The organism is Sphingomonas sp. NIBR02145 (assembly GCF_027359115.1).
GTDB classification, from domain to species: domain Bacteria; phylum Pseudomonadota; class Alphaproteobacteria; order Sphingomonadales; family Sphingomonadaceae; genus Sphingomonas; species Sphingomonas kyeonggiensis_A.
In genome coordinates, this window is record NZ_CP114791.1 from 4866522 (window position 1) to 4887983 (window position 21462).

The following is a 21462-nucleotide window of genomic DNA, read 5'->3' on the forward strand; positions in this document are numbered from 1 at the left end:
GGGCCGGGCGCTGCGGTTGGGGGAACCGCGGCGCCCTACGCAACGGAACAGTTGCCGTAGACGGCTACAAGGCGGGCAGCAAAGAGGGCCCGCGCAGTCCCCCTGCGCGGGCCCCCACGGCCCCCCCCAAAGAGGCCGGATGCCGGCACGGCAGCGAAGAGCGGGATTCCAGACCCCTCCGCGCGCCGCGCCGAAGCTCCCTTAGAAGCCGATCTTCACCCGCACCGACGCGCGGCCCTCACGGGTGTTCTCGCCGGCTGCACCTTCCAGCGCGATGCCCAGGCGGACATTCTTGCTGGCCCGGGCATCGATGCCGACGCCGAGCGTGCCGAGCACCGGTGCCATCCGCACGCCGCTCACACCGAAGCTGCCCGTGCCGGTCGGAGCACCCGCGAAGCGCATCGCGCCGAGGGTGTCGAGATCGCCCGAATTGTAGCGCACGCCCATGCTGACCCAGGGCATCGCCTCGCCGGCGCCGGTCTTGACCTTGGCGCCGAGACGGAGCTCACCCGAGGCCGTGAACAGGTCACGGCTGGCCGAGGCGACCTGGAGGCCGAGGCCGCCCGCGGCGCTCTCGTTGAAGCCGTCGCGCTTGTCATGGACCTTGCTCGCGCTGCCGATCAGGGCGAGGCGCAGGCCGTTGCCGAGCTCGGTGCGGACGCCGCCAGTGAGGCCGAACGAATAGCCCTTCGAGCTGATGTCGCCGGTGGCCAGGCTGGTGGTGCCGCCGAGACTGAGCGTGCGGCGGCTGTCGAAGTCGCCCGAGTACCAGCTGCCCGAGGCCGCGATGAACAGGCTGCCGGCATCATAGCTGGCATAGCCGCCCAGCTGATACTGGTTGCCGCTGACGGTCGAACCCCGGCTGTTCATGTCGGAGTCGATCTGCGCCACACCGCCGGCAACGCCGAGGGTGAAGCCATCGAGCTTCGTCTCCACGCCCATGGCGACGCCCGCCGTGGTGTTCTCCACTCCGGCATGAACATTGTCGCCAAGCAGCTTCTGGTAGCCGCCATAGACCTGGCCCCAGATGCCGCCGCGGCTGGTGTCGCCACCCGCACCGGTGCCCGGCAGGGTCGCGCCGGAGAGGGCGCTGGCGAAGCTGTTGCCCGAGGTGGCGGTGGTGCGGACATCGGCCAGGCTCGAGCTGGCGAAGCCACCGCCGACCAGGGCATCGCTGCCGTCGCCGACGCGCTGGCGGAGCAGGTCGGTGAACAGGTTGTTCGCCGAGATCGTCGCCGTCGAGATGTCGGCGAGCGCCTCGCCGCTGAGGCTCTTGAACGCCGCGACCCGCTGCGTGGTGTCGAGTGCGGTGATCGTGTTGAGCGTCGCCGCCCACTCGTCCGATGCATTGCCGGTGGTCGAGTTGCTCAGCGCATTGGCCACCGCCAGCGTGTTGGTGTCGCCCGCTGCCACGCCGTCGTTGAACTCCATGTTCTTCTGGACCTGGAGGATGACCGAGTTGGCAACCAGATCGTAGCGCAGGCGCCACTTCAGGTTCGGGTTGCTCGCCACCGTGGCGAAAGTGCTGCCATTGGCGAAGGTGCCGGTGAGGCTGTTCGCCTGGACGATCGTGTAGAGCTGGTTGAAGCGATAGTCGCTCGCCGTCGACGTCAGCGCGTTGACCGCCACCGTGCCGCCCGAGAGCGTCGCGGTGCCGTTCACCTTGATGCTGTCCGAGGCGAAGTTGAAGCTCGTCCCGCCGAAGTCGAAGAGCAGGCTGCCGCCGCTGGCGACGAGGCTGCCGACGGTGAAGCTGCCGATCGGGTTGACCGTGCCCAGCGCGCCGTTGAGGCCGCCCGGCGAGAAGGTGCCCGAGGCGATCGTCAGCGCGCCCGCCACGGTGCCCGAGCCGATCAGCGTGCCGCCCTGGACGCGGATGCCGCCCTGGGTGGAGCCCGAGAAGGCGAGGGTGCCGGCCGTCACGTCGAAGCGACCGGTGGTGGCGAAGGTGCCCGCCAGATTGAGGCGGCCAAGGCCCTGCTTGTCGATCGAGCCGGTGCCGGTGATCGCGCCGCCGAAGCTCTGCTCGGAGGTGTTCGACAGGACCAGCTTGCCGGCGCCGAGCGCCAGCGTGCCGGTGCCGGCCAGGCCGCCGACGGTCTCGGTATAGCCCGCCAGGTCGAACACTGCACCCGAAGAGACGCCGAGGGTGGCATTGTTGGCGACACGTTCGCTTGCGCCGAGGCGCAGGGTGCCGCCCTGTACGACGACCGTGCCTGCACCGACCGTTCCGTTCAGCGTCGAAGTACCGGCAAGGTTGTAGACGTTTCCGGCGCCGATGTTGGCGTTCACCGTGGCGGTGCTGAGCTGATACTCGGCCGCGGTAAGCGTGCCGGTGCCCGACAGGGTGCCGCCAAGTGCCAGCAATCCGACCGTTTCATTGTTCCCGCCAAGGTCGAAAATGGCGTTCGAGGACACCGCCACCGTTGCCGTATCAACGATACGATTGGCTGCGCCGAGGCGCAGCGTGCCGGCCTGGACCGAGACGTTGCTCGCCGTCGTGCCGTTCAGCACCGAGGTGCCGCCGAGGTTCGACAGGGTGCCCGCGCCAAGGTTCGCGTTCACTACGGCGTTGTTGCTGAGCAGGTACTGGCTCGCGGTGAGCGTGCCGGTGCCGGCCAGGGTGCCGCTCAGCGCCAGCGTGCCGATGGTATCGTTGAAGGCGCCGATGTTGAAGGTGGCGCCCGATGCGACCGCGACCGTGCTGGCGTTGCCGATGCGATCCGCCGCGCCGAGGCTCAGCGTGCCAGCCTGGACCACGGCGTCGCCGGCCAGCATGCCGTTGAGCGTCGAGGTATCGGCCAGGTTGAACAGCGTGCCCGCGCCGAGGTTGGCGTTCACCGTCGCACCGGTCAGCTTGTACTGGCTCGCGGTGAGCGTGCCGGTGCCGTTCAGCGTTCCGGCCAGCTCCAGCGTACCGATGGTATCGTTGAAGCCGCCGATGTTGAGCGTGGCGAGCGAAGCGACCGAGACCGTGGCGCCATTGGCGATGCGATCCGAGGCGCCGAGGCTGAGCGTGCCAGCCTGGACCACGGCGTCGCCGGCCAGCGTGCCGTTGAGCGTCGAGATGGCGGCCAGGTTGACCAGCGTGCCCGCGCCGAGATTGGCGTTCACCGTCGCGCCGCTCAGCTTGTACTGGCTGGCGGTGAGGGTGCCGGTGCCCGCCAGCGTGCCGGCGATGCCGGCGACGGCGACAGTCTCGTTATAGCCCTGCAGGTCGAAGGTTGCGCCCTGGGCCACGCCGAGCTCGGCGGTGTCGGCGATGCGGTTGGCGGCGCCGAGGCGCAGCGTGCCTGCGGTGACCGAGACATTGCCGCCGCTGATGGTGCCGTTCAGCAGCGAGACGCCGCCGGTGTTGCCTACCGCGCCCGACAGGTTGCCGTTCACGGTCGCGCCGTTCAGCGCGATCGTGGTGGCGGTGAGCGTGCCGGCGCCGTTCAGCGTACCGTTCAGCGTCGCCTGCGACACCGTCATGCCGATGGTGGACAGATCGAGCGTGCCGGCGGTGCCGACGATCAGCGTCGAGGCCGGATCGAAGCTCGCGCCGGCTGCCAGGGTGAGGCTGCCCGAGTTGACCTGGGTGACGCCGGTATAGCCGGCGGTGCCGCCGAAGGTCAGGTTCGCGCCGTCGATCAGCAGGTTGCCGGTACCGGTCAGGGCGCCGGCGAAGCTGCTGGTGCCGGCCAACAGGCCGAGCGTGAGGCTGCCCAGCGAGACGGTGCCCGTGCCCGAGAGCGTGCCGATGCCTTCGTCGGCGGTAAGCTGCAGCGTGCCGCCGGCCGCCAGGTTGACCGAGGCGGCGTTGTCGATCGCGCCGCCAGTGGCCAGGGTGCCGCCGGTGACGGTCCAGCTGGCGACGTCGTTGGCGCCGGCCAGCGTCCAGGTGCCGGTGCCCGACTTGGTAGCGCTTTCGAAGCCGGTGACGGCGCCGAGCGTGCCCGAACCGGTGCCGACCAGTGCCAGCGTGTCATTGCCCGCGCCGCCGCTGAGCGTGCCGTTGAAGACTGCGCCGGTATCGAGGGTGAGGGCATCGGCGCCGTCGCCGCCGACATAGTTGCCGGTCAGCGTGCCGCTGATGTTGACGATGCGATCGCCGGTGCCGACCGAGCCGATCGTGCCGATCGTGGTCGAGCCGGCATCGAGGTTGACGGTGATCGCCGCGGCGCCGTCCAGGTAGAGCGCGCCGAGGCCGCCCTCGATCTTGCCGCCCGACTGGTTAGTGATCGTGGTCGCGCCGGTGGTGGCAATGCCATAGCCGGCGGTGCCGCCAGTGATCGTGCCCGAATTGGTGACCGAGCCGCCCGAGACATAGTTGATGCCCGCGCCGGTGGTCGCCGCGATCGTGCCGCTGTTGACCAGGCTCGCCGCCGAAGCACCGGTCCAGGTCGCGACGCCGGCGCTGATGCCGTTGATCGTGCCGGTGTTGGTGGCGGTGTGGGTGCCGTTGCCGGCGAAGGCGATGCCGATATCGGCGTTGATCGTGCCGTTGTTGATCGCGGTGCCGGTGTTGTTGACGAAGATGCCCCAGCCGCCGGGGGCGGTGGCGTTGAGGATGCCGCCCAGCGCGTTGGTGCCGGTGCCGCCGCCATCGAGGCTCAGCGCGTTGTCGGCGATGCCGGTGACGGTGCCATAGTTGGTGACGGTGGCGCCGGCGCCGGTGGTCACGATGCCGCGCCAGCCGCTCATCGTCGCGCCGGCTTCGTTGATGACGGTGACGTTGGCGCCGGCTGCGCGGACCGCTGAGGCGCTCGTCGCCGAACCGCCCGAGATCGAGCCATAATTGTCGATCGTCAGGCCCGCGCTGTTGGTCTGGATGCCATAGGTGGTGCCGGTGATCGTGCCGCTCGCCTGGTTGGTGAGCGTGCCGCTGGTGCCGGTGCCGACATAGACGCCGGTCAAGCCGCTGATTTGGCCGGCATTGTCCAGCGTGAAGCTGGCGGTGTAGATGTTGAGGCCGGTGCTCGCGGTGCTGGTGATGCTGCCGCCGGCGGCATTGGTGACGCTGCCCGTCGCGCCCGCCATGTAGACCGTGGCAAGGCTGCCCGAGGCGGTGAGCGTGCCGGCGTTGCTGAGCGTGCCGCCGTTCCAGAACACCGCGGCGCTGTCCGACGTGCCGTCGATCGTGCCGCCGGCGAGGTTGGTCACGCTGGTGCCCGCAGCCATCGCGTCGATCGCGCGCACGCCGGTGATCGTGCCCGAATTGGTCACGCTGCTGCCGGCGCCGGCAAGGGCGACGCTGACTCCGGCGCCGCTGTTCACGGAGCCGGTGAAGGCGATCGCCGAGCCGTCGACGACGGTGAAGCTGCCCACATAGTTGGTGTTGCCCGAGAAGGTGAGCGTGTTGCCCGCCGCCAGGCCCTTCACGAAGACGCCGCCGTCGCTGCCCGAGATATTGGCCGCGAAGGTGCCGCTGTTCGCCTGCTGGAAGTAGAGCGAGCCGCCCGACATGGTGACGCTGCTGCCCGAGATGCTGTCGGTGGTGCCGATCAGCGTGCCGCCGCTGACGGTGGTGGTGCCGGTCCAGTTGTTGGTGCCGGCGAGCGTCAGGTCGCCGGTGCCGGTCTTCACGAAGTTGCCGGTGCCGGTGATGTCCTGCCAGACCGTGCCGTTGGCGGCCTGATTGTAGGTCAGCAGGCCGTTGTTGACGATATCGCCGCCCGAGATCGTGTCGGACGTGCCGGCGAGCGAGGCGCCAGCCGAGATGGTGGTGGTGCCGGTCCAGTCGTTCGCGGCGTTGGTGAGGACGAGGCCCGAGCCCATGCTGCCCTGGAAGACCAGGTTCTGGCCGGCCAGGCTCTCGGTGATCGCGCCGGTCAGCGTCGCGGTGACGCCGGTCTCGGCACGCAGCACGGCCGGATCGTTGACCGTGTCCACCGCCTGCAGGTCGATATTGTTGGCATAGGTGCCGGTCATGCCGAACACCGCGGTCGGATCGACCATGTGGATCGTGCCGGTGCCGAAGGCGCCCGCGGTCGCCGCGCGGATCGTGCCCCCATTGACCCAGATGTCGCCGGTCAGGTCGCTGGTGCCGTCGAAGGTGATGGTGCCCGAGGGCATGCCGCGGACGCCGGCGCTGATCGACTGGCCCGGATTGGCGCTCGGGCCGGTCAGGGTCATGTCGCCCGAGACGAGGCCGAGATTCTCGAAGCCGATGAAGTTGGCCAGGCTGACCGAGACGCTGGTCCCGGCGTCGCCGAAGTCGGCGTACAGCCAGTCATTGCCCGCGCCGCCGTCGACCATGCCGCTGATGGTGCCGCCGAAATAGGTGAAGCTGTCGTCGCCGTCGCCAAGGTTGGCGTTGTAGATCGAGCCGCCGCGGAAGATGACATTGTCGACGCCCGCGCCCGACGAGGCGTCATAGTCGCCATAGACCACGCCCGACAGATCGATGTTGCGGGTGCCGTTGCCGGTCGAGACGATGCTGCCGTACATGTACGAGCCGTACTCGTTGGTCATGTTGACCGTACCGTCGCCCGAGAGCAGCGCGGAGCCGGTGCCGCCGACGAGCGCGCCGCCATTATGGTTGGTGATCGTCGAGGTCACGCCGCCGGCGGTGTCGATCGAGATGCCGTAGCCGCTATTGCCCTGGAGCGTGCCCGAGTTCTCGATCGTGGCCGCGCCGCCCGAGATGGTCACGCCATTGGCGCCGCCGACGATGATGCCCGTGGTGTTGCCGTTGACATAGCCACCGACGTTGGTGACCGAGCCGCCCGCAGTGAAGCGGACGCCGTCGCCGGTGCTGAGGTTGGCATTGGTCTGCCAATATGCGGTGGCGTTGTCGCCGGCGGTGCCCGCGACGATGACGCCGGTGTTGGTCAGCGTCTGATAGTCGTCGCTGCCCATCACGCCATTGGCCTGGCCGGCGATGACACCGGCATTGGTGAGCGTGGTGCCCGCGGCCTGCAGCGTGACGCCGTTGCCCGCCGCGATGATCCGGCCGCCGGCCTGGTTGTCGACGGTGCCGCCATTGGTGATCACGCCGTCAAAGCCGCTGCCGGTCGACTTGATGAGGCCGGCATTGGTCACGCCGCCGCCGGTGTACGAGGCGACGGCATAGGCGTCATGAGCGATCAGCTGGCCGCCGGCGTTGACGGCCAGGCTTGCGTCGGCGTTGACGAGCGTCACCCCCGTGCCGGTCATCTCGAGCTTCGCGGTGCCGCCGAGCACGAGATTGCTGCCACTCACGCTCCAGCCGCCTTCGGTCGGTGCCTGGGTGCCGGTCAGGGTGAGCGTGCCGCCGCCGTTCAGGCTGTGCTGTTCGAAGCCGGTGAGGGTGGAGAGGTCGAGCGTCGCCGGGGCGGAGACGGTCGCGGCGAAGCGGTCGTTGCCGCCCTCGCCATTGATGCTGGTGAAGCTGCCGCCATACCAGTTGAGCGTGTCGTCGCCGTTGCCGAGCGCGATCGCGCCATTGGTGGTCGAGCCGGCGTAGAGGCTGACCGTGTCGGCGTTGTTGCCGGTCAGATAGATCGCATAGGTGCCGCCGGTGATCGTGCCGGCGTTGGCGATGTTCGCCGCGGTGGTGCCGCCCGAAGCGACACCGTAATTGCCGCCGGTGACGGTGCCGGTGACGTTGTTGCTGAAATAGCCGCCGTTGAAGACCACGCCGTTGCCGGTGCCGTTCACCGTGAAGGTGCCGGTGGTGCCGCCCGACAGCGTGCCCGAGCCGATGAAGCCGCTATTGTTGATGTTCGCGGTACCGGAGACCGAGATGCCCCAGCCCTGGCCGACGATCACGCCGTCCGCCTGGTTGGTGACGATGGCGCTGCCGTTCGAGAAGTAGATGCCGCGGCTGCCGCTGTCGAGGCCGACGATGGCGCCGCCATTGTCGACGCTCACGCCGGTGGCGGCGCCCGCCAGGAAACCGCCGGTGCCGCCGCTGATCAGGCCGTTGGTCTGGTTGTTGAGGCTGCCGGTCGAGGTGCTGGTGAAGCGCACGCCATAGCCCTGGGTGGCGTTGCTGCCGCCGGTGAGCGTGCCGGAGTTGAAGAGCTGGTTGCTGGTGCCCGCGACGTTCAGGCCGGCATTGGTCGACGCGATGATCGTGCCGCCGCTGTTGTTGAAGTTCAGCGTGCCGGTCGCGCTGACGCCGGTCGCGCCGGTGATCGTGCCGTTATACTGGTTGATCACCGTGCCCGAGATGAGCGACACGCCGATGCCGGTGCTCGCGGTATAGGTGTTGGCCAGCGAGTCATAGGTTGCGGCGGCGATCAGGCCGCTGTTGTTCACCGTGCCGCCTGCGGCCAGCTTCACGCCCACGCCGCCGCCGAAGATACGGCCACCGGCATTGTTGGTGACGGTGCCGGCGCCTTCGATGCCGTTGACGCTATAGCCCGAGATCGTGCCCGTGTTGGTCACCGAGCCGCCGCTGGCGAGATAGACGCCGTCCCAGCTGCCGGTGATCAGGCCGGTGGCATTGTTGGTCACCGTGCCGAGGCCGCTAGCGAGATAGACGCCATTGGCGCGCACGGTCGAGGTCGAGCCGAGCGCCGCGCCGAGGATCTGGCCGGAATTGTTGACGGTGGTCGCCGCGAACGAGGAGATCGCGTTGGTGTCGGCGCCGCTGCCGTTCAGGAACGAGCCCTGGATCACACCGCCGGCCTGGTTGGTGATCGTGCCGCCCATGGCCTGGATGCCGGTACCGCCGCCGGCGGTGAGCGTGCCGGTGGTGCCGCCCGAGAGCGTGCCGGTGGCGATCGTGCCGCGGTTGGTGATGTTGACGGTGCCGCCGGTCGCGATGCCGTTCGAGCGGCCGACGATCAGGCCGGCATTGTCCAGGCCGAGCGTGCCCGTGCCGCCCATGCCGATGCCGTTGCCGCCGCCGGCATTGCCCTGGCCGACGATGCGGCCGGTGCCGTAGTTGTTGATCGAGAGGTTGCCCGAGCCGCCCTGGTTCTCGATCGCGTTGTAGAGGTTGCCGGCGATCAGGCCGTAATTGTTCACGTTCAACGCGCCGGTGGCGACGATGCCGCCCGAGGCGACATGGTTGATGCCGGCATTCTGGCCGCTGATCGTCGCGGTCGAGTTGCTCGCCGAGCCATTGTTGATCGTGCTGGTGCCGCTCGTCGCGACCACGGCGATCGCGGCGCCATAGCCATTGTCGCCGCCGGTGCCGGTGTTGGTGATCGCGCCGAAATTGTCGACGCCGTCATTGGTGCCGCCGAGGCGCACGCCGACATACTGGCCGCCCGCGACCGAGCCGGAGAGGCCGACGCGCAGGACGTTGCCCACGCCGGCCAGCGTCACGGCGGAGACAGCCGCGCCGCTGCGCGCGCCGGTCAGCGTGACCTGGCCGCCGGTGGCCGAATCCACGGTGAGGTTTCCGGTGTTGGTGATCGCGCCGCTCAGCGAGACGGTGCCGAGTGCCTGGACGTCGCCGGCGCCGCTGATCGCGCTGGTGAAGTCGTAATTGTCGGTGCGGTTGAAGATCAGCGTGCCGCCCGAATCGACGGTGATCGCGCCGGTGATGCGCCCGCTGGCGGCGCCATCGCCGACCTGGAGGGTGCCGCCGGCGACCGTGGTGCCGCCGGTATAGGTGTTGAACCCGGTCAGCGTGACCTGGCCGCTCTCTACCCGGAGCGCGCCGGTGCCCGAGATCACCTTGGCGCTCGAGCTGGCGCCCGACTGGGCATAGGTGAGCGTGCCGTTGTTGGTGATGCTGCCGCCCGAGATCGCGCTGGTCGAGCCGCGCACGGTCACGCCCGAACCGATCGTCGTGATGCCGGTCCAGCTGTTGCCGGTGCCGGTCAGGTTGAACAGGCTGCCGCCGATGCCGGCGAAGGTAACCGCCTGCGAGGTGCCGATCGCCTGGCCGGCGGCGTTGGTGCCGCTGCCCGAGGTGATGCTGCCGCTCAGGATGGCGTTGCCGCCGAACAGGTTCTCGAACACGGCCGGCTGGCCGTTCAGCACCGCCGGAACGTCGAGCACGAAGTTGTTCGCATAGACGCCCGATGCGCCGAACTGGACGTTCGACGTGAGCAGGTGGACGACCGCGCTGCCGAACGCGCCGGCGCCGTTGGCGAGGACGATTCCGCCGTTCGCGTTGATCGTGCCGATGCCGCTGGTGCCCTGGAATAGCAGGGTGCCGCCATTGGAATTGACGGTGATCCCGGGCACCACTGCTGCGCCGGTGAGCGTCCAGGTGCCGCTGTCGAGCTTGGTGATCGTCTCGGCGCCGGTCGAGGTGGCGAGCGAGAAGCTGCCTGCATCTGCGCCGGTACCGGTGCCGCGCAGCTGCAGCGTGTCGCTGCCGCCGCCCAGGTCGATCGCGCCATAGGTCGCCGCCGCCAGCGCGCCGCTGCTCTGCAGCGTCACGGTGCCGGCCGAGCCGGTCACGGCGTTGGTATAGCCCTGCGTGACCGCGCTCGCGTTGGTCTGGCCGGTGTAGATCGCCAGCGTGTCGTTGCCCGCACCGCCGGTGATCCGGCCGCTGGCCGAGCCGGCGAACAGATTGATCGTGCCGCCGGTGCTGCCGGTCAGCACGGTGCTGCCGGTGCCGCTGCCCGCCTGGCCATAGTTGTTGAAGGTCGTGCCGCCGTTCAGGAACACCGCATAGCCGTTGGTCGCATCGCTGCCGCCGCCGAGCGAGGCGCCCACCGCGTTGGTGATCGTGCCGCCGCCGGTGGCGCTGATCGCGAAGTTCGTCCCTTCGCTGATCGCGCCGGCGTTGAGGATACTCGCGGCACCGCCGACATCGACGGCATTGAGGGCCAGCGTGCCGGCGCCGACGCCGTTGATCATGCCGATGTTGACCAGCGTCAGCGCGCCGGTGGCAGCGATGCCGCCCGATGCGCCCCGGATCGTGCCCGTATTGGTGATGTTGGCGGTGCCGGTGCGGATCGCCGTGGTGGTGCCGCCCTGGACATAGTTGTTCGAGCCGTCGAGCGTGCCGGTGGCGATGGTGCCCGAGTTGCTGACGCTCAGCAGGCCGCTGCCGACATTGTTGATGCCCGCGGTGCCCGCGCCGACGATCTGGCCGGCATTGGTGACCTGCACCGCGCCGCTGTTGATCAGCAGGCCCGTGCCTTCGCCGGTCGCGCCATAGATGCGGCCTGTGGCGTTGTTGATGACGACGCTGGTGCCGCTGATCTCGACGCCGGCGAAGCGGTCGCCCTGGATCAGGCCGTCATTGACGATATAGGCGCCGTTGTTGGCGCGGGCGCCGTCCCAGCGGCCATAGAGGCTCGCGCCGGTGTGGTTGCCGAGCGACAGCTGGTTGGTGCTGGCAAGGACGCCGTTGCCCTGCGTCGTGATCGAGCCGCCGGCGGCATAGGTGATCGTGCCATAGTTATCGACCGTGCCGCTGCCGATCGCGATAGCCGAGGAGGCGCCGGTGCCCGAGGTGATCGTGCCGCTGTTCTGGATGTTGTTGCCGGTGCCGCTCGAATAGATGACGTCGCCGGTCGCGCTCAGCTGCGCGCCCGACTGGACGAACATCAGGTCCGGCGTGGTCAGCGTGACGCCGACACCGGCGATATTGGTCAGCGAGCCGTTGAGGATGAACGTCGTCGCGTTGCCGCCCGCCACGGTCCAGCCCGCGCCGCCGTTGCGGCTGCCGGTCAGGGTCAGGTTGCCGCTGACGAGGCTGTAGGCGTCGAAATTGGTGAGGTTGGCGAAGTCGGTGGTGAGATTGAGCGTCTTGTTGGTCGACGAGCCGACATCCACCGCGAAGGTGTCGGTGCCGGTGCCGCCGTCGATCGTGCCGCTGAAGGCGCCGCCGGCCCAGGTAAAGGTGTCGTTGCCCGAGCCGAAATCTGCGCTCTGCATCGATCCGTTCGCGCCGAGCCGGAAGTTCTGGGCGCCGGTGGAGCCGCTGCCGTCATAGTCGCCGACAAGCGCGCCGGCGAGGTTGACGGTGGTCGCGCCGCTGCCGACGACGCTGATCAGGCCGGTCGTCTGCGAGGTGGCGTTGAGGTTGAGCGTCGAGGCGGTGGTCGCGTCGATCCGGATCGCGCCGGCGCCGCCGCCGGTGATCTGGCCGTCGCTGTTGACCGTCTGGCCCGGCGAGAAGGTGCTGCTGTCGAAGCGGATCGCCCAACCATTGGCGGCCGAGCCACCGGTGATGTGGCCGCTGGCGTTGTTGGTGATCGTGCCGCCGCGGCCCGAGATGATCGCCGAATTGTTCGTCGCGGTGAGGGTGCCGGAATTGGTGATGTTGGTCGTCGCCGCGCCCCAGACCACGACGCTGCCGGCGGTCATCGTGCCGTTGTTGGTCACGGTGACCGTCGAGGGGCCCTGCGAATTGCGCACGCCGGTGCCGCCGGCGGCGGTCGCGCTGATCGTGCCGTTGTTGACGATGGTGACGTCATGGCCGGCGCCGATCGCGCTGCTGCCCTGGCTCGATACGGTGACGCCGGATGCCACGTTCACCACCAGGTCGGTGTTGGTCCAGCCCGATCCGATCGCGTAGCTGCCATTGCCCGCCAGGATATCCGCATTCGCGTAGACGGTGTTGAGCCCACCGATCGCGCCGGCGGTGTTGAACAGGACGCCCGCGCTCGGGCGGGTCGAATTGCCGATGGCGGCGCCGACCGTCACCGTGTTCGTCTGCCCGGACTGCGCCGACTTCATCTGGATGCCGACGCTGCCGCCGTTGATCGTGCCGCCAGCCGTGGTCGTGACGCTGTTGGTCGTGTTGCTCGACGTGACGTTGATGCCGATGCCGGTGCCGCTGGTGGTGATCGCGGAGCCCGAGGTGACGTTGACGGCGGCGATGGCGTTGCTGGCCGAAGCGGCGATGCCGGTGCCGTTGGCAAGCGTGGTAATCGTGCCGCCCGTGGTGGTGACGTTGGCGCCCGTGGCGGACAGGGCGTTGATTCCGGTGGCGAAGCCCGAGATCGTCGGCGCCTTGAGCGACAGGTCCACCGTCGCGGTGGTGGATGTCGCATAGATGCCGGTGTCGCCGCTGATGCCGGTGACGTTGCGCAGGCTGCTGACCGTGCCGAAATCGACGACGTTGATGAAGCCGGTGGCGACCAGATAGGCGCCGAAGGTCGCGTTCAGGTCGGTGGTCGAGCTGGTGTCGAACTGGCCGATCGCCCAGGTCAGGTTGCCGCCGCCGGCCTGCATGAACAGCGCCGCGCCGTTCTGGTCGCTGCGCAGCGAGTTGGCGCCCGCGGTGTAGAGGACCGCGCTCTGGCCGCTCCCGGCGTTCTGCCGGTAGGCACTGCCATTGGGGTTGCCGGTGGTGTTGTCGATCGTGACGCCGGTCATGGTGACGCCGGAGCTCTGGGTGTTGTCCACCATCACGCCGCCATTGGTCGCGGTATCGTCGGTATAGGTGCCCGAGCCCGAGATCGTGCCGCCGCCGGCGGGGCTGGTCGATTGGGCGAGCGCCGGCGTTGCCAGCGTGATGCCGATCAGCGCGGTCGAGCCGAGCAGCGCCTTGCGGAGCAGCGCCTCACGACCCACGCGCACCGAAACCGCCTTGGACGCACGCGCGCCATTGCCACGATCGATCATTCGAAAAAGCCCCCGAAATCAAATGACCGTGCGCCCCGACTCCACGCGACACACGGCAGACATAGGGAAATCCCTTAGTCCCAGATGGGGGTTTTGCTGTTGAACAGCCGTCTCACCGATTTGGACCGATGTCGCACGGGAGGACAACTCCCGCTTTGGGACATCAACGGGTTAGCGCGGCCCTTGCACGGCAATCGCTGGGGGTTTCGCCGAAGCGCGCCTTGAACAGCCGGCTCAGATGCGCGGCGTCGCTGAAGCCGAGCCGCTCGGCGAGATCGCCGATCCGCTCGAGGTTCTCGGGGTTGAGCAGTGCCTGGCGCGCGGCCTCCAGCCGCATGTCGCGGATATAGGCCTGCACGCCACCGCCGGCTTCGAACAAGCGGTGCAGGGTGCTGCGCGACACGCCCAGCTTGCGGCAGAGATTGTTGACGGTCAGGCTGGGCGAACCGAGATGCGCCTGGACCTCGTTCCGTGCGCGCAGCACCAGGGTCGCGGGATCCTCGCGGAAGCCCGGCGCCTCGGTGCGGCTGGCGCCCTTCAGCGCGAGCACCAGCACGTCGAGCATCGACTTGCCCAGCCTGGGGGCGTCTTCCTCGCTGAAGCGGGGCAGGGCTTCGCGTATCTGCATCGCGTGCGAGGTGAACATCGCGATCTCGGCGGGATTGAGCACCGTGCCGTGCAGGCTGGCGACATCGAGCCCCGCCTCTATCGCCAGATGGCGCGGCACGCTGAGCGAGATGCTGCGCCCGCCGGCGGAATCATGGATCGAGGTCTGCTGGCGATCGACGATGACCGCCGAGCCGGGCATCTGCACCCAGTCCTGTGCCTGCTTGCCGACCACGCCCGCCGCCTTGCCGTCGAGGTTGACGGTCAGCGCCATGGAGTCGTTGCCCATGTCGACCAGCCGCTTGTCGCGGCGCCAGCGCTGGGCCGAGATGTCGGTGAACACCAGCGCGATCTCGCCGAGCTGGGCGATGCTGCTGGAGATGCGGAACTGCTCGAGCGGCTCGGTATGGTAGAGCGGCGTCATGCCCGGCCAATGGCTCAGCCACACTTCGTGGCGATCCTTGGCGTCGATCTGGGCGGTCGTGTAACGGTGTACGCGAACAGGTTGCGACGCCAAACTACACCCCCGAGTTTCTTTGTTTCCGTGGTTTCTATTCGATTCCGGACGGTTAGCCCCGCTTCCAATATAGACGGAAACATTCACGCGCACGCAGATTCTGAGGGAAGAGTCCCGATATTACGCAAATTTCATGTTGGGATTGATCTACGTTACGAAATCGGGCCTGCGGTCGGCGTCGAGCCGTAGCGTAAGGTCCGCCCACGCGCCGCCGTGGCGCAGCATGTGGCGGGTCAGCCGCTCATAATATTGGACGAAGCGGCGGACTTCGGCATCGCTCATCGGGCCGCCGGCCTTGCGCTCCTGCTCGATCCGCCAGTCGGCGACGATCTCGAAGCCGGGCGCCTGCAGGAACACCAGCTGGTCGATCCGCGCCCATAGTGCCTGATAGGGGCCGGCGAGCCGGGCGTTGACCCAGCGGCGCCAGCGTCCGTCGGGGTCTTGGGTGCGCTCGAGATCGTTGACCGGCTCGTCAAGTTCCGCCTCGCCTTGCGGGCGGGCGCCGAGGCACCAGCCTTCGAGGATCAGCATCCCGGCCGGACCGGGGACCTGCTCGGGCGCGCCGGGCTCGTCGCGGGCCTTGTCGAAGCGGGGAAGCAGGGCGGGGCCATGCGCCAGCGCCTCGATCGCGGCAAGGCCGGCGGCGACGTCATGCGTGCCGGGCACGCCGCGGGTGCGCAGCGCCGGGTGGACGGTCTCGGCAAGGTGTCGGCGCTCGGCGCCGTCCAGATAGAGGTCGTCGAGCGACAGTACCGGGCAGGCGAAGCGCTCGGCCAGCGCGCGGGCGATCGTGCTCTTGCCGCTGCCCTGCGCGCCGGCGATGCCCAGCACGAAGGGGCGGCGTGTGCCGGGGCGGAGCCGTTCGGCGATCCACTCGGCGGCGGGAAGGGGCGGGGGCGCGGCCATCGGCTGCATCTGTGCTTGCGCTCTGCCAGCGCTGTCAAATAAGGCTGGTGCGGGCCGGGGCCCTTCCCGGCGGGGAAAACTTGTGTCCAGTCGTCCGACGATCAAGGAAGTCTCGAAGATCGCAGGCGTGTCGTTCAAGACCGTCAGCCGGGTGCTCAACAACGAGAAGCATGTCAGCGAAGAGACGCGCCGCCGCGTCGAGGAAGTCGTGGCACGGCTCAACTTCCGGCCAAGCCATGCGGCGCGCACGCTGGCCGGGCGCAAGTCGTTCCAGGTCGGGCTGCTCTACGACAATCCCAGCCCCTATTACATCTATCACGTCCAGACCGGCGCGCAGCAGCGCTGCACCGAGCTGGGCTACCGGCTGCTGCTCCAGCCGATCGACAGCCAGTCGCCGGACCTGGTCTCCAACGTGCTGGCGCTGATCGACGAGACGCATCTCGACGGGCTGATCCTCTCGCCGCCGGTAACCGAGGCGACGGCGCTGCTCGACGAGCTCGACCGGCGCGGGCTGCCCTATGCGCGGATCGCGCCGGGCATCCGCCAGGACGCGGGCATGTCGACCGCGATGGACGACGTCGCCGCCGCGCGCGAGATGACCGCGCACCTGATCGGGCTCGGCCATCGCCGGATCGCGATGATCCGCGGCCTCGAGAGCCACGCCTCGTCGGCCGATCGCCTGGCGGGGTACAAGGCCGAGCTCGAGGCGCATGGCATCGCCTTCGATCCGGCGCTGGTGGTGGCGGCGGAGAACGACTTCGCCTCGGGCGCGGCCGCCGCGCGCGAGCTGCTGGCGCTCAAGGACCGGCCGACCGCGATCTTCGCCGGCAATGACGACATGGCGGCGGGCGCGCTCGCGGTGGCGCATGAGAGCGACATCGACGTGCCGGGCCAGCTGTCGATCGCCGGCTTCGACGATTCGGACCTGGCGCGCGCGGTGTGGCCACCGCTGACCACGATCCGCCAGCCGGTGCACGAGCTTGCTGCCGCCGCGGCCGAGCTGATCCTTTCCGGGACGGCGCCGCAGCCGCGGGTGACGCTGGAGCACAAGCTGATGATACGGGCGAGCACCGGGCCGGTGTCCCGGTAACCAATAGCTGTCCCGCAGCCGGACAGGGGTTAACCAAACACGGCGCTGGCGGCAAAAGTTAAGAAGTCGTTAACTGCTGGCCATGCAACGCCAGCTCGTCCTTGAGGGCTATGCCCCCCGCCGCCATCCGTTCCGCCGCTATGTCCGCCGCGCGGTGGCCCAGCAACGCCAGCTGCGCGACGACAGCGACGTGAAGCTCTTCGCATTGAGCTTCACGGCCTTCTTCGTCTGCTTCTTCACGTTCATCGCCTGAAACGCTTCGTCATGCTGAACCTGTTTCAGCATCCAGGGCACCACGAGGGATATCCTTGGTGGAGGGTTGGACCCCGAAACAAGTTCAGGGTGACGAAGGATAAAGGCAGGGTGGTCGTCCGCCCCTTTAGGGCAGCACGTCCGGCGCGTGGGGTGTGTCCTCGGCCTTGTAGAGGCGATTGGCGCACCAGGCCGAGGCGAGGCAGAGCAGCACCACGACCAGGACGCATTCGGCCACGCCGACCCCGGGGATCTTGCTCACCCCGAAGATGCCGACCGATCCGAACACCATGAAGCCCGAATTGACGATGTTGTTCGCCGCAACGGTCCGCGCGGTCTGCGACTTCTCGACGGTGGTGGTGAGGAAGGCGTAGAGCGGCACCACGAACATGCCGCCGGTGGTCGCGATCGCCAGCAGCGTGCCCAGCACCGCCCAGCCGATCGGCATCGACAGGAACTCGGCGGTCTTGAGCAGCGGACCCTCATGCACCGGCCAGAAGCGCGCGGTGAGGTAGAAGCAGATCACGAAGAGCATCATCGAGAGGACTGAGCGCACGGCATATTTGGCCGAGACATGGCCCTTGAGCAGCCGGTTGATGATCACCGATCCGATCGCGATGCCCACCGAGAAGATGCCGAGGAACACGCTCGCCACGTCCTTCTGGGCGTGGAACACGTTCTTCACCAGCGGCGGGAACAGCACGCCTAGCACCGCGGCGATCGTCCAGAACACGCTGATCGCGATGATCGCGAGATAGAGCCGGCGGATGTGCATCGTAGCCGAGATCAGCCGCCACGAGGCGCGGAAGATGTTGTAGTCGATCTTGAGCTTGGTCAGCGGCGGGGCGGAGGGGATGCGCTGCGAGGCCAGCCAGCCGACAAGCGCCACGCCGATCACGGCGAAGGCCGCGGCCTTCGCGCTGATCACGCCGCCGGCAATGGTGCCGCACAGGATCGCGATATAGGTGCCGGCCTCGACCATGCCGGTGCCGCCCAGCACTTCGTCTTCCTTCAGATGCTGCGGCAGGATCGCGTATTTGATCGGGCCGAAGAACGCCGAGTGCACGCCCATGCCGACCAGCGCGACCAGCATCAGCTCGAGATTCTTGAGGAAGATGCCCGAGGCGCCGACCAGCATGATCCCGATCTCGGCGGCCTTGATGATCCGCATGATCTTCGCCTTGTCGTAGCTGTCGGCGAGCTGGCCGGCGAGCGCGGAGAAGAGGAAGAAGGGCAGGATGAAGATGCCCGTTGCGATTGCGCTGAACCGGGTCTCGTCCTCGACCGAATTGAAGATCTGATAGGTCGCGAAGAAGATCATCGCGTTCTTGAACAGATTGTCGTTGAACGCGCCGAGAAACTGGGTGACGAAGAGCGGCAGGAACCGGCGCTCCCGCATCAAACCGAGCGCCGCACCATGCATAAGCTAACTTTCACCTCTGGTTGCGGATTTTCCGCTGTATCTGGGGCGGGCATAGCCGAGCGGCATGCATGGCGGCAATCGGTTAATCGGTTTCCCCTCTGCTCCCCTCCCTTCCAGGGAGGGGAATTCACTGGATTACGCCCCGCATGACTCCCGCACGATCAGGTCCGTCGGCAGCCGCTCGGCGCTGGGATCGGGGGAAGGGTCGAGGATGCGCGAGACAAGCTGGCGGCCGGCCTCGAACGTGTCCTGGCGGATCGTGCTGAGTGCCGGAGTGGAGAGCCGGGCGAGCAGCATGTCGTCATAGCCCATCACCGATACGTCGCCTGGCACCGATACGCCGGCGCGGCGCAACGCGCGGATGGCGCCCAGGGCGATCAGGTCCGACGAAGCGACGATGCCGTCGAAATGGACGTGTCGCCGCAAGAGCCGGCTCACCGCCGCGTCGGCCGATTCGAGCTCGAAATCGACCGGCACCACCAGCTTGGGATCGGCCGCGATCCCGGCTTCGCGCAGTGCCTCGTCATAGCCGCGCTTGCGCTGCATCGATTCCGGATCGGTGCCGCCCAGGAACAGGATCGCCTTGCGGCCAAGCCGGGCGAGATGCGCGGTCGCCCGCCTGCCGCCCAGCTGGTTGTCCGATCCGATCGAGCAATAGAGCTGCCCGGCCATCTGTGCGCCCCACACCACGAAATTGGCGCTGGTCTGGGTGAGCTGGTTGAACGCGTCGTGCAGCATCGACTGGCCGAGAAAGATCACCCCGCTCGCCCGGCTGGTCGTGGTGGTGGCGACGAGATCGTCATAATTGGCGGGCGTGGTGTGGCTCACCGTGAAGTCGCAGTCGCGGGCGCGCGCCGCCTCGCCGATGCTGGCGAGCAGCTCGAGGAAGAACGGGTGCGAGAGCGGCAGCGGCCGGCCGCGCATGAACGGCGTGACGATCACGATCGTCCCCTCGGCTCCCACCGGCGCGGCCGGCATATAGGGGCGGAAGGGATAATCATGGTCGCGTGCCAGCGCCCAGATCTTCTGCTTGGTGCGCGCGCTGATCAGCGGATGATCGTTGAGTGCCCGCGAGACGGTCGAGATCGACACGCCGGCCAGCTTCGCCAGATCCTCCAGCGTCGTATTGTTGTTGCTACTGCTGCCCATTGTGCCCAAGCTTGAGGAAAGCCGAATACGGCCAGATTAGAACGGTGAGGGGGGAGCATTGCAAGCTGGCGACGCGGGCGCCGCGCCGCGTGTCACGCGGCTCAGCCTGTTGCAGATCTGGAACATGTGCTTCGGCCTGCTTGGCATCCAGATTGTCTGGGGCCTGCAGAACGTAAACACCAGCCGCATCTTCCAGACGCTCGGCGCCGAGCTCGACGACCTTGCGATATTGTGGATCGCGGGCCCGGCGACCGGGCTGCTCGTCCAGCCGATCATCGGCCATCTGAGCGATCGCACCCGCGGCCCGCTCGGCCGGCGGCGCCCCTATATCCTGGCCGGTGCGGTCTGCACCGCGCTGGCGCTGTTCCTGATGCCCAATGCCACCAGCCTGTGGGCGGCGAGCCTGATGCTCTGGGTGCTCACCGCATCGATCAACATCGCGATGGAGCCGTTCCGCGCTCTGGTGGCGGACCGGGTGCCCGAGAGCCAGCGCACCGCCGGCTTCGCGATGCAGGTTTTCTTCATCGGCATCGGCGCGGTATTCGCTTCCGCACTGCCCTGGATGCTGGTCCATTGGGCAGGGCTGAGCGGCCAGCCCGAGCCGCATCTGCTGCCGCAATCGGTGCGAAGCGCCTTCTATATCGGCGGCGTCTGCCTGCTGGTGGCGGTGAGCTGGACGATCGTCACCACCCCCGAATGCCCGGCGCCGACGCGGCTGCCCGAGGAAGCGATGCCGCCGGTGACGCTGTCGCCCGAGCGCGCGGCTTCGCTGGTGCGCCACGGTATCGGCTGGATGCTGGCCGGGGCGGGGGTCGCCGGGGCTGCCGCGCTCGCCGGATGGAAGCGCGAGATCTATGTCATCGCCGGCATCTGCTTCCTGTTCGGGCTGCTCCAGGCCGTGGTCGTCCGCCTCCGACGGCTCGGCCGAAGCTCGATCGGGATGCTCGAGATCGTCGAGGACATCCGGTCGATGCCGCCGGTGCTCAAGCGGCTGGCGGTGGTCCAGTTCTTTACCTGGTACGGCCTGTTCGCGATGTGGATCTACACCGTACCCGCGCTGGCGCTCCGGCATTACGGCACCGCCGATCCGGCCTCGCCGGGCTACAATGAAGCGGCCGACTGGGTCGGGGTGCTGTTCGCCGGCTATAACGGCGTCGCGGCGCTGGGCGCGTTGCTGCTGCCCGGCATCGGTGAGCGGCTCGGCCGGCGGCTGACGCATGCGCTGTGCCTGTGCTTCGGCGCGGCGGGGCTGGTCGGTTTCCTTCTCGTCGGCGATCCGGTGGCTTTGTGGCTGCCGACGATCGGGGTGGGGCTCGCCTGGGCGGCGATCATGTCGATGCCCTATGCCATGCTCGCCGGCAGCGTGCCGCCGGGCAAGGCCGGCGTCTATATGGGCATCCACAACATGTTCCTGGTGATCCCCCAGCTCGTCGCCTCGACGATGCTCGGGCCGCTGGTCGGCCGCGTCTTCCACGGGCAGGCCGAATACGCGCTCCTCCTCGCCGCCGCGGCGCTGCTGGTCGCGGCAGGCTTCGCGCTCACGCTTCCACGCAGCGCCGATACCGGCTCCCGGTGACAGCCCCTCACGGGCGCAAGGCTTTGCAGTGCTTCGCATTGCCGCGCGAGGCTGTGCAAAATTTGCATTAATTGCAAGACAAAATTGCATCGCGCGACTCGTTCGCTGCTGCGGAAATTCGTGCACGTCCCACTGATAATCCGCATAGAACTGTTATTTTATAATAAGATATCGGCAGAAATATTCTGCAGAATTTCCCTCTTGCGGCTTTGCTCAATTTACGCAAAGTTACGCAAAGAGCTTCCCGGGCCGGGCAGCTCGCAAGTGGATGGTCCCGCCGGAGAGCGGGGGCGGCACAATGGAGGGTGTCTTGGGGGAAGCGCGGCATAGCCGGCTTGCGATCATGCGCGATAGCGTCGGGCCTTGCCCTGCGCGCGTTTCGCGCATCCGCGCCTTGAAGCACCGAATTGGAATCTGAAGCGACGCTGCGGGGCGGGGGCCCCGTGGTGCCGCGCGTGCAACAGCGCCGCAAAGGCGCGACGGAG

Annotated in this window: 8 protein-coding genes; 3 read left to right on the forward strand and 5 right to left on the reverse strand. The window is 68.1% G+C overall.

Annotated features, from left to right (window positions below):
• Positions 1 to 201 precede the first annotated feature (201 nt).
• From O3305_RS22520 to O3305_RS22530, 3 genes are all read right to left on the reverse strand, one after another.
• The gene (locus tag O3305_RS22520) at positions 202 to 13458 is read right to left on the reverse strand and encodes an autotransporter-associated beta strand repeat-containing protein (RefSeq protein WP_269574509.1); all 13257 of its coding nucleotides are present in this window, start codon (positions 13456 to 13458) and stop codon (positions 202 to 204) included.
• A gap of 163 nt (positions 13459 to 13621) precedes the next feature.
• Complete coding sequence (locus O3305_RS22525) at positions 13622 to 14581, reverse strand: helix-turn-helix transcriptional regulator (protein ID WP_269574510.1); 960 nt, start codon at positions 14579 to 14581, stop codon at positions 13622 to 13624.
• 147 nt (positions 14582 to 14728) lie between these two features.
• The gene (locus O3305_RS22530) at positions 14729 to 15487 is read right to left on the reverse strand and encodes a kinase (RefSeq protein ID WP_269574511.1); all 759 of its coding nucleotides are present in this window, start codon (positions 15485 to 15487) and stop codon (positions 14729 to 14731) included.
• 82 nt (positions 15488 to 15569) lie between these two features.
• Here O3305_RS22530 and O3305_RS22535 point away from each other — a divergent pair, with 82 nt between their 5' ends.
• Both O3305_RS22535 and O3305_RS22540 read left to right on the forward strand, forming a co-directional pair.
• The gene (locus tag O3305_RS22535) at positions 15570 to 16577 is read left to right on the forward strand and encodes a LacI family DNA-binding transcriptional regulator (protein ID WP_184169416.1); all 1008 of its coding nucleotides are present in this window, start codon (positions 15570 to 15572) and stop codon (positions 16575 to 16577) included.
• A gap of 82 nt (positions 16578 to 16659) precedes the next feature.
• A complete protein-coding gene (locus O3305_RS22540) occupies positions 16660 to 16830 on the forward strand; it encodes a hypothetical protein (RefSeq protein ID WP_184169414.1) in 171 nt (56 codons plus the stop codon).
• Positions 16831 to 16956: 126 nt separating this feature from the next.
• On the opposite strand, the gene O3305_RS22545 is transcribed toward O3305_RS22540, so the two are convergent.
• Both O3305_RS22545 and O3305_RS22550 read right to left on the reverse strand, forming a co-directional pair.
• Positions 16957 to 18228 (reverse strand): MFS transporter, encoded by a 1272-nt coding sequence (locus O3305_RS22545; RefSeq protein WP_446746012.1) that lies wholly within the window; start codon positions 18226 to 18228, stop codon positions 16957 to 16959.
• Between the two features lie 159 nt (positions 18229 to 18387).
• The gene (locus O3305_RS22550; protein ID WP_269574513.1) at positions 18388 to 19401 is read right to left on the reverse strand and encodes a LacI family DNA-binding transcriptional regulator; all 1014 of its coding nucleotides are present in this window, start codon (positions 19399 to 19401) and stop codon (positions 18388 to 18390) included.
• A gap of 58 nt (positions 19402 to 19459) precedes the next feature.
• On the opposite strand from O3305_RS22550, the gene O3305_RS22555 reads away from it, so the two are divergent.
• Positions 19460 to 20977 (forward strand): MFS transporter, encoded by a 1518-nt coding sequence (locus tag O3305_RS22555; RefSeq protein ID WP_269574514.1) that lies wholly within the window; start codon positions 19460 to 19462, stop codon positions 20975 to 20977.
• Positions 20978 to 21462: the final 485 nt, after the last annotated feature.